We start from the raw sequence: 14,266 nt of genomic DNA, 5'->3' as shown, positions 1-14,266 counted from the left end.
ACTTCACTTCCTACACCATAAGCTTGCATAATCATTTGTTGTGTTTCTGGACTTTTATTTCCCGTAGCCACAGCTACTCCAACGCCACCAAGTTGTTGCAACATACCAGCACTCATACGTTGCTGTCCATGGTTTGCTAACGCATGAGCAACTTCGTGCCCCATAACCGCAGCCATTCCTGCATCATCCTTCATAATAGGTAAGATACCTGTATAAACAACTATTTTTCCTCCTGGCATACACCAAGCATTTATTTCTTTACTCTCAACCAACTTATATTCCCATTTGTAATTGGCTAAATAGGTTGGTTTTCCGTTGGCAGTTAGCCATCTTTCGGCAGCAACTTTTATTTTAGTACCTACATTTTCTACTCTTTGTGCATCTTTAGTTCCTGAAATCACTTTGTTTTCAGCTAAAAACTGTCCATATTGCTGAAATGCTGATGGAAAAATCTCACTATCCGGGACTAATGCCATTGTACTTTTTCCTGTAAATGGGTTTGTAGCGCATGATAAAACTAAAATCGCTACTGATGAAATTATGATGCCTTTTTTCATTTTTTTTATTTTAAATATATTTCAAAATTAATCTCTTTTTTTTGAATTATGGTTATAAACTTTTCAAAGTATTTTTATGATTAATTTATGATTCAAATTTAATACCAAAAAAAATTAAAAACTTAAATTGCACTTTATTTAAATTTCATATTTTGAAAACAAAAAAAAAGAAAGACACTCAAATTCCAAAAGTTATTTTATATACCGTCAAAATCACTCAATTCTTTTCTGTAGGATTAGTTACAAAATTGGCTTCAAAAATATTTACAACGCCCATTAAGCACAAGAAGCCAAACAGAGAATTAATGATGGATCAAAACACAAAACAAGAAATTGTCTTTGTTCCAAAAATTAATAAAGAGATTGTAGTATATCATTACGGGAATAGTTCAAAAAAAATATTATTAGTTCACGGTTGGTCAGGTCGTGGTACTCAATTAGTGAAATTTGCTGACGAATTACTTAATTTAGGTTACTCTACAATAAGTTTTGATGCTCCAGCACATGGTAAATCTGGAACTAAAACAACCTTGATGCCAGAATTTATAGCTTCAATATTAGAACTAGAAAAATTATACGGCCCATTCGAAGCCGCAATTGGCCATTCTCTTGGAGGAATGGCGCTATTAAATTCAGTAAAACAAGGATTACAGCTAAAAAAATTAGTCGTGATAGGAAGTGGCGATAAAGTAGAAGACATTCTTGATGATTATGTCAAAAAACTAGGACTAAAACCAATTGTAGCCAATAAAATGAGTGAACTTTTCGAAAAAAGATTTGGTGAACCAATGGAAAATTATGCTGCACATCTTGCTGCAAAACAAGTAACTATTCCAACACTCGTAATTCATGACGAAAACGATTATGAAGTACCTATTTATTGCGGAAAAAATATTCATAAGCATTTACCAAATAGCGAAATGCTCATCACTCAAAGATTAGGACACAGGAAAATTCTTGGTGATATAAATGTAATTAATAAAGTACTTGATTTTATTAACAGTTAAAAAACATAAGAAATGAAAAAAATAATCATTTTATTAGCATTTGTTCTCAGTTTAAGTTCTTGCCATAGTCAAGAAAAGAAAATAGAAAAAGTAACTCCTAAATATAAGATTTCCAAAACCGATGCACAATGGAAATCTGAACTTACTCCAGAACAATATCAGGTTTTAAGGAAAAAAGGTACAGAAGCCTCTTTCTCAGGAGAATACTGGAATCATTTCGAAAAAGGATATTATGCTTGTGCAGCTTGTAACAATCCTTTATTTTCTTCGGATGCGAAATTTAATTCAGAATGTGGTTGGCCATCATTTGACCAAGCGATTAAAGGAAGTGTGGTTTATAAAACAGACTCGACTTTTAGTATGCGAAGAACAGAAGTAATGTGTGCTAATTGTGGCGGGCATTTAGGGCATGTTTTTGATGACGGTCCAGCAGAAACAACAGGAAAACGTTTTTGTACTAATTCGATTTCTATTATATTTATTCCAAAAAGATAGTTATGAAATATCCCGTAGAAAAAACAGAAGAACAATGGAAACTGGAACTCGGAGAAGAAAGATATAGAATTCTCCGACAAAAAGGAACAGAATATCCACATACCGGAACCTATAATCTGCATGCCGAAAACGGAACTTATGTTTGTGGTGGATGTAAAGAACCCTTATTTGAAAGCAATTCGAAATTTGAGGCACATTGTGGTTGGCCATCTTTCGACGAATCAATCCCAGGAAAAGTACAATATATTAAGGATAACACACATGGTATGATTCGTACCGAGATTGTATGTGCAAATTGTGGTAGTCATTTAGGGCATGTTTTTGATGATGGCCCTACAAAAACTGGTGTTCGATATTGTGTAAATTCTCTTTCTGTTGACTTTAAATAATCAAAAATTGTAATTCTTGGTATTTTTTATTAATTTGCATAAAAATTAACCCCATATTTAGAATGACCAAGATTACAAGATTATTCGACTTTCCTTATTACCAACTAGATAAACAAAATTTACTTGATGCTCTTGTCACAAAACAAGATGGCGTTTGGGTAAAAACTTCGACGCAAGAATACATAGACAAAGCAAATACTATTTCGAGGGCATTACTTCGAATGGGGATTCAAAAAAATGATAAAATTGCTGTAATATCAACCAATAATAGAACCGAATGGAATATTATGGATATTGGTGTTTTACAAACTGGCGCACAAAATGTACCGATTTATCCTACTATTTCCGAAGATGATTATCAATATATTTTAAACCATTGTGAGGCAAAATATTGTTTTATTTCAGATGCAGAAGTACTTCGAAAAGTAAATCTGATTAAAAATAATGTACCGAATCTTAAAGAGGTTTTCTCATTTAATGATATTGAAGATTGCAAAAGTTGGAAAGAATTACTTAAACTTGGTGAAGACAAAACAAACCAACACGAAGTTGAAGACAGAAAAAATGAAATTGAAACTACCGATTTAGCTACCATAATATACACTTCAGGTACAACAGGAAAACCAAAAGGCGTAATGCTTTCGCACCAAAATATAGTTTCGAATGCTTTAGATAGTTCTAACAGAATTCCTTTTGATGCCACAAATAGTAAAGCTTTAAGTTTTTTACCTGTTTGTCATATTTTCGAGCGAATGATATTGTATTTATACCAGTATTATGGAGTATCTATTTATTTTGGAGAATCTATTGATAAGATTAGTGATAATCTAAAAGAAGTAAAACCAACAGTTATGTCTGTTGTACCTAGGCTTTTAGAAAAAGTATATGACAGTATTTATGCAAAAGGAACAGAGCTTACTGGAATAAAAAAGAAACTTTTCTTTTGGTCTATCGATTTAGGATTACGATACGAACCTTACGGAGCAAATGGCTGGTGGTACGAAATGCAACTTAAAATTGCTAAAAAACTTATTTTCAGTAAATGGAAAACAGGTTTAGGTGGTAATTTAGATCTCATGGTTTCTGGAAGTGCCGCTTTACAACCAAGACTAACTAGAATTTTTGCAGCAGCAGGAATTCCCGTTATGGAAGGTTACGGACTAACCGAAACTTCTCCTGTAATATCAGTAAATGATATGAGAAACAAAGGTTTCAAAATTGGAACTGTAGGAAAAGTAATAGATAATGTAGAAGTAAAAATTGCTCAAGATGGCGAAATTCTTTGCAAAGGTCCAAACGTAATGATGGGTTATTACAAAGATGAAGCACAAACTAAAGACGTTATCAAAGACAGCTATTTTCACACTGGTGATATTGGAGAATTTGACAGTGAAGGTTTCTTGAAAATTACCGATCGTAAAAAAGAAATGTTTAAAACCTCTGGTGGAAAATATATTGCACCACAATTATTAGAAAACACGATGAAACAATCTCGTTTTATCGAGCAAATTATGGTAATTGGAGATGGTGAAAAAATGCCCGCAGCTTTTATACAACCCAATTTTGAATTTGTAAAAGAATGGGCAGCATTGCACAATGTACCATTAGGAAGTACTAATGAAGAAATAATTACAAACCCAAAAGTTATCGAACGAATTCAGCAAGAAATCGATTTATTGAACGAAAAATTCGGTAATTGGGAAAAAATAAAACGTTTCGAGCTCACACCAGATTTATGGACAATTCCTGCTGGTCATCTTACTCCAACATTAAAACTTAAACGAAAAGTAGTTTTGGAAAAATACTATGGTTTATACGAGAAAATTTATAATTAAATTTATTTAAAAAGATAATAAATACTCCTTATTATGAAAACAAAAACGTTCCTATTATCAGTATTTATTATCTTTTTATTTAATAGTTGTAAAAACACACCAGAAGAATCTCTTAAAGCCAATTATTTAGATTTTTCTAAACGAGACGATCAGTTTACTGGCGGAATAAAAATGATTCCGATTACAACTCCCATAGGAAAATTTAAAGTTTGGACAAAAACCGTAGGAAATAATCCAACCATAAAAGTCCTTTTACTTCATGGCGGACCAGGATTAACACATGAATGTTTCGAAAGTTTTGATGGTTATTTTCCAAACCAAAGTATCGAATATATTTATTACGATCAACTTGGCTCTTATTACAGTGACCAACCAAATGATAACCGTTTGTGGACAAACGAACGCTTTGTAGAAGAAGTAGAACAAGTTCGGAAAGCATTAAAACTAGACAACACTAATTTTTACTTACTAGGACAATCATGGGGAGGAATTCTCGCCATGGAATATGCTTTAAAATATCAAAAAAATCTAAAAGGACTCATCATTTCAAATATGATGGCAAGTGCGCCAGAATATAACAAATATGCCGAAAAAGTTTTAGGACCACAAATGGATCCTGTAATTTTGAAACAAATTCAAGACCTAGAAAAAAATAACGATTTTGCGAATCCTAAATACAGCGAATTACTCTTCAAATATTATTATACCGAGCATATTCTGAGAAAACCTTTAGATGAATGGCCAGAATCTATCAACAGAGCATTCAAACATCTTAACCCAAATGTATATGTCTTTATGCAAGGACAAAGCGAATTTGGAATCACAGGAAACGCAACATTAAAAAATTGGGATGTAAAATCTAGACTTAAAACATTAACTATTCCAACTTTAGCCATTGGTGCAAAATATGATACTATGGATCCTGAACACATGAAATGGATTGCCTCAGAGGTGCAAAACGGTCGATTCTTATTTTGTTCAAACGGAAGTCATTTATCTCAATACGATGATCAAAAAAATTATTTCACGGGTGTAATTAAGTTTTTACATGATGTAGATAGTGGAAATTTCAATAAATAACTATTAACACCTTAATTATCAACAAGATATTTTTAAAATAGTTAACAATTTTAACTATTATTTTAAATAATTACTTTATTTTTTAATACTTTTATTACAATAACCAATTAAAAACTAAACTATGAATTTAAAAAACTTTATTATTGGAGGAATTGTCGGAGGAATTGTAGATTGGCTTTTAGGATGGCTCTTTTACGGAATCATTTTCAAAGACACTTTTCCTAGTTCAGAAACCATGAATATGATGATGATAACCATGGGCTGCTTTACAGTAGGTTTTTTCATCTCTTACATTTTTATAAAATGGGCAGGAATTTCAAACATTGTAACTGGACTTAAAGCTGGTGCAGTAATAGGAATATTTATGGGACTAACCTCTGAGTTTTTTGGAAGTGAGTCTATGGCAACACCCGATTATAAAATGATTGCAACTGGTGTGTTTATTTCTATTATGATGTGTGCATGTGTTGGTGCATCTATCGCATTTGTAAACAGTAAATTAAAATAATTCTCAATAAAATTAATATTCTTAAAAATTCCTCTTATCTAGAGGAGTTTTTTTTTAACATAAAATAATTTATATTTATTATGCGTGCATAGTATTTTTTTATTATCTTTGATTTTCAATTATCTAAAATGAAAGACAAAACAATCGATTATGTACTTCGAGCAACTTGGCAAGCCGTTGCCAGAATGTATAATGAAGAAGCTGCAAAATTTGATGGTACTATGGCAACAGGTTTTGCATTATTAAGTATCGATAAAGAAGGAGGAACACCTTCAACAACATTGGGGCCAAAAATGGGAATGGAAGCCACGAGCCTAACACGAACATTAAAATCGATGGAAGAAAAAGGACTTATTTTTCGAAAGCCAAACCCAAATGACGGACGAGGTGTACTTATATATCTGACGGAATTTGGGAAAGAAAAAAGAGAACTATCTAAAACTACCGTACTCAAATTTAATGAAGCAGTAAAAAATAATGTATCCGCCGAAAAACTTCAAAACTTTATGGAAGTTTCCGAAATAATAAACGAGTTAATACAAGAAAAAAAAATATTCAATCACACGAGCGCCAGCGAACTGGCGTAGCAAACTGAAAAAAAGAAAAAATGAAGCGTATTATTAAAAAAGTTGCAGTCATTGGATCCGGAATTATGGGTTCAGGAATTGCTTGTCATTTTGCCAACATTGGTGTTGAAGTCTTGCTTTTGGACATTGTGCCAAATGCTTTAACAGATGCCGAAGCAAAAAAAGGGCTTACACTTGAAAACAAAATTGTTCGAAACCGAGTGGTAAATGAGCACTTAGCCAACTCATTAAAATCGAAGCCCTCTCCTATTTACAGTCAAAAATTCGCCAGCCGAATTACAACTGGAAATACTACAGATGATATGGCAAAAATTGCTAATGTCGATTGGATTATTGAGGTTGTTGTAGAACGTTTAGACATTAAGAAATTAGTTTTTGAACAAATCGAGAAATTCCGTAAACCGGGAACTTTGGTTACTTCAAACACTTCAGGTATTCCAATTCATTTTATGAGTGAGGGACGTAGCGAAGATTTCCAACAACACTTCTGCGGGACACACTTTTTTAACCCAGCGCGTTACTTAAAATTATTTGAAATCATTCCTGGTCCAAAAACTTCAACTGAAGTATTGGATTTCTTAAACGAATATGGTTCTAAATTCTTAGGAAAAACTTCGGTTGTTGCTAAAGATACTCCAGCATTTATTGGAAATAGAATTGGTATTTACGGAATTCAAAGTTTATTCCACCTTGTAAAAGAAATGGAATTGACTATTGAAGAAGTTGATAAATTGACTGGTCCAGTAATTGGCCGTCCAAAATCGGCTACTTTCCGTACGGTTGACGTAGTTGGTTTAGATACTTTGGTACACGTTGCTAATGGTATTTACGAAAACTGCCCGAATGACGAACAACATGAATTGTTCAAACTTCCAGAATTTGTAAACAAAATGATGGAAAACAAATGGTTCGGAAGCAAAACTGGCCAAGGTTTTTATAAAAAAGTAGATAAAGACATTCTTTCTCTTGACTTAGATACATTAGAATATCGTCCTGCTAAAAAAGCTTCTTTCGCAACTTTAGAATTAACAAAAACAATTGATAAACCAATCGATCGTTTTAAAGTTTTGGTTAAAGGAAAAGACAAAGCAGGTGAATTTTACCGTAAGAGTTTCGCAGGAATGTTTGCTTATGTTTCAAATAGAATTCCTGAAATCTCAGACGAATTATACAAAATTGACGATGCTATGAAAGCTGGTTTTGGATGGGAAAATGGTCCATTCGAAATCTGGGATGCTATTGGTGTTGAAAAAGGAATTGAAATCATGAAAGCGGAAGGTTTAGAACCTGCTGCTTGGGTTAACGAAATGTTAGCATCTGGAAGTACAAGTTTTTATTCTGTAAAAGAAGGAGCTTCTTATTTCTATAATATTCCAACAAAATCTCAAACTAAAGTTCCTGGACAAGATTCATTCATTATTCTAAATAACATCCGCGAAAGCAAAAAAGTTTGGAGCAACAGTGGTGCAATTATACAAGACTTAGGAGACGGAATTTTGAATTTAGAATTCCAATCTAAAATGAATACTATTGGTGGCGATGTACTTCAAGCTATCAATAAAGCAATCGATTTATCCGAAAAAGAATACCAAGGTTTAGTTATTGGTAACCAAGCAGCGAATTTCTCTGTTGGAGCTAACATCGGAATGATTTTCATGATGGCAGTAGAGCAAGAATACGATGAGTTGAATATGGCCATCAAAATGTTCCAAGACACGATGATGCGTGTACGTTACTCAGGAATTCCTGTAGTTGTTGCACCTCACGGAATGACTTTTGGTGGTGGTTGCGAAATGAGCTTACATGCTGATAAAGTAGTTGCTGCCGCAGAAACCTATATGGGACTAGTTGAATTTGGTGTTGGAGTTATTCCTGGCGGTGGAGGTTCGAAAGAATTGGCATTGCGTGCATCGGATTTATTCCGTAAAAACGATGTCGAATTGAATGTGCTTCAAGAATATTTCATGACTATCGCTATGGCAAAAGTATCAACTTCGGCTTACGAAGCTTTTGATTCTGGACTTTTACAACATGGTAAAGATATTATAGTTGTAAACAAAGACCGTCAAATTGCAGAAGCTAAGAAACATGCTTTATTAATGGCCGAAGCCGGTTATACACAACCAATCCGTAGAACTGATGTAAAAGTTTTAGGAAAACAAGCATTAGGAATGTTCTTAGTTGGAACCAATCAAATGGTTGCCGGTAAATACATCTCAGAACATGATCTAAAAATCGCAAACAAACTGGCGTATGTTATGGCTGGTGGTGATTTATCTGAAGCTACATTAGTATCTGAACAATATTTATTAGATATAGAACGTGAAGCTTTCTTGTCACTTTGCACGGAAAGAAAAACGTTAGAAAGAATACAGTTTATGTTAACCAAAGGGAAACCATTAAGAAACTAAAAGATGAAAACAGCATATATAGTAAAAGCATATAGAACTGCCGTTGGTAAAGCACCAAAAGGAGTTTTTAGATTTAAACGTCCTGATGAATTGGCAGCAGAAACCATCGAATTTATGATGAATGAATTGCCTAATTTCGACAAAACCCGTATTGATGATGTTATGGTTGGAAATGCCATGCCAGAAGCAGAACAAGGTTTAAATGTAGGTCGTTTAATATCCTTAATGGGATTAAAAATCGAAGACGTACCAGGTGTAACTGTCAATAGATATTGCGCTTCAGGATTGGAAACAATCGGGATGGCAACTGCCAAAATTCAATCAGGAATGGCACATTGTATCATTGCTGGCGGAGCAGAAAGCATGAGTTATATCCCAATGGGAGGTTACAAACCTACTCCAGATTATAAAATGGCTGCAGCAGGACATGAAGATTACTACTGGGGAATGGGTTTAACATCGGAAGCGGTGGCAAAACAATTCAACATTTCACGTGCAGACCAAGATGAATTTGCTTTTCAATCACATAATAAAGCTTTGAAAGCACAAGCTGAAGGTAAATTTGACAAACAAATCGTTCCAATTACAGTAGAGCAAACTTTTATCAATGAAAATGGTAAAAAAGAAACCAAATCATATGTGGTAAACAAAGACGAAGGACCAAGAGCTGGAACTTCTGTTGAAGCATTAGCTGGCTTAAGACCCGTTTTTGCTGCCGATGGAAGTGTAACAGCTGGTAACTCTTCACAAATGAGTGATGGAGCTGCTTTTGTACTGGTTATGAGCGAAGAAATGGTAAAAGAATTAAACCTTGAACCAATCGCAAGATTAGTAAATTTTGCTTCAGCAGGAGTTGAACCAAGAATCATGGGAATTGGCCCCGTAAAAGCGATTCCAAAAGCATTGAAACAAGCAGGATTAACTTTAAATGATATCGATTTAATCGAATTGAACGAAGCTTTTGCTTCTCAAGCATTAGCAGTTACACGTGAATTGGGTTTAAATCCTGATATCATCAATGTAAATGGTGGCGCTATAGCATTAGGACATCCACTAGGTTGTACAGGTGCAAAACTATCAGTGCAACTTTTTGAAGAAATGAGATTAAGAAAAAGCAAGTACGGAATCGTTTCTATGTGTGTAGGAACTGGTCAAGGAACTGCAGGGATTTACGAATTATTAAATTAACAATAAAAAAGATATTGTGATGGAAGACATAACAAGAGGCGGACAGTTTTTAGTAAAAGAAACAAAATGTGAAAACGTATTTACACCAGAAGATTTCTCAGAAGAGCAAATCATGATGCGTGCTATGGTTAAAGAATTCACGGACAAACAATTGTGGGCAAATAAAGATCGTTTTGAAAAAAAAGATTATGCATTTACCGAAGAAAGCATGCGCAAAGCTGGTGAACTAGGACTTTTAGGAGTTGCTGTTCCTGAAGAATACGGTGGATTGGGAATGGGATTTGTATCTACAATGCTAGTTTGCGATTATATTTCGGGTGCAACGGGTTCATTTTCTACTGCTTTTGGAGCACATACAGGAATTGGAACCATGCCAATAACGCTTTACGGAAGCGACGAACAAAAGAAAAAATATGTACCAAAATTAGCTTCAGGCGAATGGTTTGGTGCCTATTGCTTAACAGAACCAGGAGCAGGATCTGATGCTAATTCTGGAAAAACTAAAGCGGTTTTATCTGAAGATGGAAAATATTATTCTATCACTGGACAAAAAATGTGGATTTCTAATGCAGGATTTTGTTCGGTATTTATAGTTTTTGCAAGAATTGGTGATGACAAAAATATTACTGGTTTTATCGTTGAAAATGATCCAGCAAACGGAATAACAATGAATGAAGAAGAGCACAAACTAGGTATTCGTGCCTCTTCTACTCGCCAAGTATTCTTCAATGAAACGAAAGTTCCTGTAGAAAACATGTTGTCTGAAAGAGAAAACGGATTCAAAATCGCTATGAATGCTTTAAATGTTGGTCGTATCAAACTTGCAGCTGCTTGTTTAGATGCACAACGTAGAGTTATTTCTGGCTCTGTAAAATATGCTAACGAGAGAATTCAATTTAATACACCAATCTCTAGTTTTGGAGCGATACGTTCTAAATTAGCCGAAATGGCAACTTCATGTTACGCTGGAGAAAGTGCTTCTTATCGTGCTGCAAAAGGTATCGAAGACAGAATCACTGCACGTGAAGCTGAAGGAGCAACGCACCAAGAAGCGGAACTAAAAGGTGTTGAAGAATTTGCTATCGAATGTTCTATTTTAAAAGTAGCAGTTTCAGAAGATGTACAATCATGTGCTGATGAAGGAATTCAAATTTTTGGTGGAATGGGATTCTCAGAAGACACACCTATGGAAAGTGCTTGGAGAGACGCTCGTATTGCTCGTATTTATGAAGGAACAAACGAAATAAACAGAATGCTTTCTGTTGGAATGTTAATCAAAAAAGCCATGAAAGGTCATATTGATCTACTAGGACCAGCATCAAAAGTACAAGAAGAATTAATGGGAATTCCATCATTTGAAACGCCGGATTATTCTGAATTATTTGCCGAAGAAAAAGAAATGATTGGCAAATTAAAAAAAGCATTCCTTATGGTTGCTGGTGGAGCCGTTCAAAAATATGGTCCAGATTTAGATGCACACCAACAATTATTAATGGCTGCTGCCGATATTCTAATCGAAATTTATATGGCCGAAAGTACTATTCTTAGAACTGAAAAATTAGCTAAATCAGCAGGTGAAGACAAAGTAAAAGAACAAATTGCAATGGCAAAATTATACTTATACCAAGCCGTAGATATTATCACTATCAAGGGTAAAGAAAGTATAATCTCTTTTGCTGAAGGAGATGAACAACGTATGATGTTAATGGGATTACGCCGTTTTACAAAATATGCAAACATGCCAAATGTTGTAGGTTTAAGAGAAACAATTACAACTAAATTAGTTGCAGAAAACGAATATTGCTTCTAAATAAATTCTTTTTAATTAATTTAAAAAAAGTCACACTAACTATTTTGTTATTGTGGCTTTTTTATTTGTAATTTTATAACTTAAATAAATAATCTTATGAAAAAGTTACTCTTATTATCGTGTTCTCTTCTTTTAATCATAATCGCTTGCAAAAGTAGTGCAGGTAACAAAAATGAAATAAAAACGACCTTTTCTCCCAAAAGTGAAAGTACTGTATCTGGCACTGCCAATTTTATCGAAAAAAATGGAACTGTAACAATGGTCGCAAATTTGAGTGGTCTTACGCCAGGAGAGCATGCCATTCATATACATGAGAAATCTGATTGTTCAGCTGCTGATGGAAGTTCGGCTGGAGGTCATTGGAATCCAACATTCAAAAAACATGGAAAATGGGGGGATGCAGAGCATCACAAAGGAGATATCGGTAACTTTACTGCCGATGCAAATGGAAATGCCACTGTAAAATTTTCTACAAACGAGTGGTGTATTGGTTGCGGTGATGCTACTAAAGACATCGTAGGAAAAGGACTTATCGTTCACAAAGGAACGGATGATTTTACTTCACAACCCGCAGGAAATGCTGGTGCAAGAGTAGCTTGTTCTGCAATTATTAAGTAACATATTCTATTTTTAATTGAAAGAAAAAGAAATTCATTACTTCAAAAATCCCCAAGAATGGAGAAAATGGTTACACGAAAACCACCATTCTTCAACTGGAATTGAATTAATTTTTTATAAAGTAGATAGTCCGTTTGAAAGTATGCGTTGGGAAGAAGCGGTTCAAGTAGCTATTTGTTATGGTTGGATAGATTCGACCGTTCGAAAATTAGACGATGAACGCCGAAAACAAACATTTACGCCAAGAAAAGACAAAAGTGTTTGGAGTAAATTGAACAAAACGTATATAGAAAAATTAATTTCAGAAAACTTAATGCACAAAAGTGGATTAGCTAAAATTAAAATTGCCAAGCAAAATGGCTCCTGGACATCTTTAGATAATGTAGAAGACTTAATAGTTCCCGAAGATTTACAAAAAGCTTTTAACAGCAATAAAATTGCTTTCAATAATTATACAAATTTCAGTTTTACTTATCGAAAAAGTTATCTCTATTGGTTAAATCAAGCCAAAAGAGAAGAAACTCGAACAAATAGAATATCTGAAATTATAAAATTTTGTGAAGCTAATATAAAATCTAGATAATAATTATAAAAAAACTAGCCCTAAAAAGATTTTCTTTTTTAGGGCTTTGTTTTAAAAATAACTAACTACTTTATATCTAATAAAAATTATTCTTTGAAAAATAAAATTTTAAAATACCCAATATTGTCTGTTTCTAATAACCAAACACCATTTTTAGCATAATAAGTCTTAAAAAATAATTTTTGATTATTTTGAATACTACTCAAATAATTTGAAAACAATAAATTATTCTCCTGAGCAATTAATCCTTCTGAATCTAAAGCTTTCTTTTCATAGCCAATATTATTAAAATAAGAATTAATAAACTTTCCGTTACTAATTTCTTTATTTTCGGCAGAAACACTAAAAGCAATTTTATTAAATTTTATAACATTTCCAGTCATTTTGTTAATAAATGAATACTGAATATAACCTTTCTTATCAGATGGAGAAGTAATTGAAAGTAATAATTTTTCGTCTCTAATTGTCAAAATCAGCTTTAAGTTTGTTACAATTTGGTTGGCATTAAAATCATTTTTATCATTTATTGTTTGAACAGATTCCCAGATTTTATTTCCGGATTTATCAAATTTAAAAACATAAAAACCCAATGGTTCATTTGTAATATTGCTAGAGCTTTTTGCGCTTTTCCCAAATAATCCGTATACATATACTTCCTCTGTTTTCTGGTCTATTACATAATTATTAATAGTTAAATCGCTTACATAAGTATCTCTAGTCTGCGGATTTGTATAAATATAACCTCCACCATTATTACTATATATTAGATTTTTGTATTGAAAATCAACTTTATAAGCAAAATCATTTAACACTACACCTCCATAACTATATATTGTACGATATAGCGTTGCGGATTTGTAATCTTTTGCAATAGATTTTGTGATTAGACTAAAATTATACTCATTTACACGAATATTAAATGATAAATCATTATATTTCGTGAAATTATCTCCTATAATCCTATCCAAATCTGGCTTTTTCATAGAAAATTTTTCGTTTTCTCGAGTAACAATATCTGTAACACTTAATGATAATTGATCTTTTTCAAAATTTATATTACCTTTATTATCTTGATTTAAAATACTGAATTCATAATCATCATTAAAATATTGAAAGTTTTCATTCATTTTAAAAAATGGAGATGACTTCCCATTTACAACCAGCTTAAACTGATCTGTTTTTTCTTCTGTTTTAGAAG

14 protein-coding genes are annotated in these 14,266 nt (G+C 33.2%); 12 read left to right on the top strand and 2 right to left on the bottom strand.

Annotated features, from left to right (window positions below; genetic code table 11):
• On the bottom strand, positions 1 to 557 hold a 557-nt coding region (locus tag ABI549_RS11380), incomplete at its 3' end, for a M48 family metallopeptidase (RefSeq protein WP_348076581.1).
• Between the two features lie 152 nt (positions 558 to 709).
• Here ABI549_RS11380 and ABI549_RS11375 point away from each other — a divergent pair.
• From ABI549_RS11375 to ABI549_RS11320, 12 genes are all read left to right on the top strand, one after another.
• Positions 710 to 1,564, top strand: a complete 855-nt coding sequence (locus ABI549_RS11375; protein ID WP_348076580.1) for an alpha/beta hydrolase — start codon at positions 710 to 712, stop codon at positions 1,562 to 1,564.
• Between the two features lie 12 nt (positions 1,565 to 1,576).
• Positions 1,577 to 2,059: a peptide-methionine (R)-S-oxide reductase MsrB gene (msrB, locus tag ABI549_RS11370; protein WP_348076579.1), complete on the top strand. Its 483-nt coding sequence runs from the start codon at positions 1,577 to 1,579 to the stop codon at positions 2,057 to 2,059.
• A gap of 2 nt (positions 2,060 to 2,061) precedes the next feature.
• Positions 2,062 to 2,448, top strand: coding sequence for a peptide-methionine (R)-S-oxide reductase MsrB (gene msrB, locus ABI549_RS11365; protein ID WP_348076578.1), 387 nt, complete (start codon positions 2,062 to 2,064; stop codon positions 2,446 to 2,448).
• Between the two features lie 62 nt (positions 2,449 to 2,510).
• Complete coding sequence (locus ABI549_RS11360) at positions 2,511 to 4,283, top strand: long-chain fatty acid--CoA ligase (RefSeq protein ID WP_348076577.1); 1,773 nt, start codon at positions 2,511 to 2,513, stop codon at positions 4,281 to 4,283.
• A 33-nt stretch (positions 4,284 to 4,316) separates the two neighbouring features.
• On the top strand, positions 4,317 to 5,363 hold the full coding sequence (locus ABI549_RS11355; protein ID WP_348076576.1) for a proline iminopeptidase-family hydrolase: 1,047 nt from the start codon (positions 4,317 to 4,319) through the stop codon (positions 5,361 to 5,363).
• 121 nt (positions 5,364 to 5,484) lie between these two features.
• Positions 5,485 to 5,871 carry a hypothetical protein gene (locus ABI549_RS11350; protein ID WP_348076575.1) on the top strand — a complete coding sequence of 129 codons (387 nt, stop codon included), beginning with the start codon at positions 5,485 to 5,487 and terminating at the stop codon, positions 5,869 to 5,871.
• A 128-nt stretch (positions 5,872 to 5,999) separates the two neighbouring features.
• Positions 6,000 to 6,458 carry a MarR family transcriptional regulator gene (locus ABI549_RS11345; protein ID WP_348076574.1) on the top strand — a complete coding sequence of 153 codons (459 nt, stop codon included), beginning with the start codon at positions 6,000 to 6,002 and terminating at the stop codon, positions 6,456 to 6,458.
• A 20-nt stretch (positions 6,459 to 6,478) separates the two neighbouring features.
• Positions 6,479 to 8,869, top strand: a complete 2,391-nt coding sequence (locus ABI549_RS11340; RefSeq protein ID WP_348076573.1) for a 3-hydroxyacyl-CoA dehydrogenase NAD-binding domain-containing protein — start codon at positions 6,479 to 6,481, stop codon at positions 8,867 to 8,869.
• Between the two features lie 3 nt (positions 8,870 to 8,872).
• Complete coding sequence (locus ABI549_RS11335) at positions 8,873 to 10,057, top strand: acetyl-CoA C-acyltransferase (RefSeq protein ID WP_348076572.1); 1,185 nt, start codon at positions 8,873 to 8,875, stop codon at positions 10,055 to 10,057.
• A gap of 19 nt (positions 10,058 to 10,076) precedes the next feature.
• Complete coding sequence (locus ABI549_RS11330; RefSeq protein WP_348076571.1) at positions 10,077 to 11,867, top strand: acyl-CoA dehydrogenase family protein; 1,791 nt, start codon at positions 10,077 to 10,079, stop codon at positions 11,865 to 11,867.
• A gap of 96 nt (positions 11,868 to 11,963) precedes the next feature.
• Positions 11,964 to 12,485, top strand: a complete 522-nt coding sequence (locus ABI549_RS11325; RefSeq protein ID WP_348076570.1) for a superoxide dismutase family protein — start codon at positions 11,964 to 11,966, stop codon at positions 12,483 to 12,485.
• A 16-nt stretch (positions 12,486 to 12,501) separates the two neighbouring features.
• Entirely contained in the window at positions 12,502 to 13,068 is a 567-nt protein-coding gene (locus tag ABI549_RS11320) for a YdeI/OmpD-associated family protein (protein ID WP_348076569.1), read from the top strand.
• Between the two features lie 86 nt (positions 13,069 to 13,154).
• On the opposite strand, the gene ABI549_RS11315 is transcribed toward ABI549_RS11320, so the two are convergent.
• Positions 13,155 to 14,266 (bottom strand): hypothetical protein (locus tag ABI549_RS11315; RefSeq protein ID WP_348076568.1); only part of this gene is annotated, 1,112 nt, incomplete at its 5' end.

Origin of the sequence: Flavobacterium sp. (genome assembly GCF_039932285.1) — a bacterium.
Lineage (GTDB): Bacteria > Bacteroidota > Bacteroidia > Flavobacteriales > Flavobacteriaceae > Flavobacterium.
This window is presented reverse-complemented; position numbering and strand designations above follow the sequence as displayed.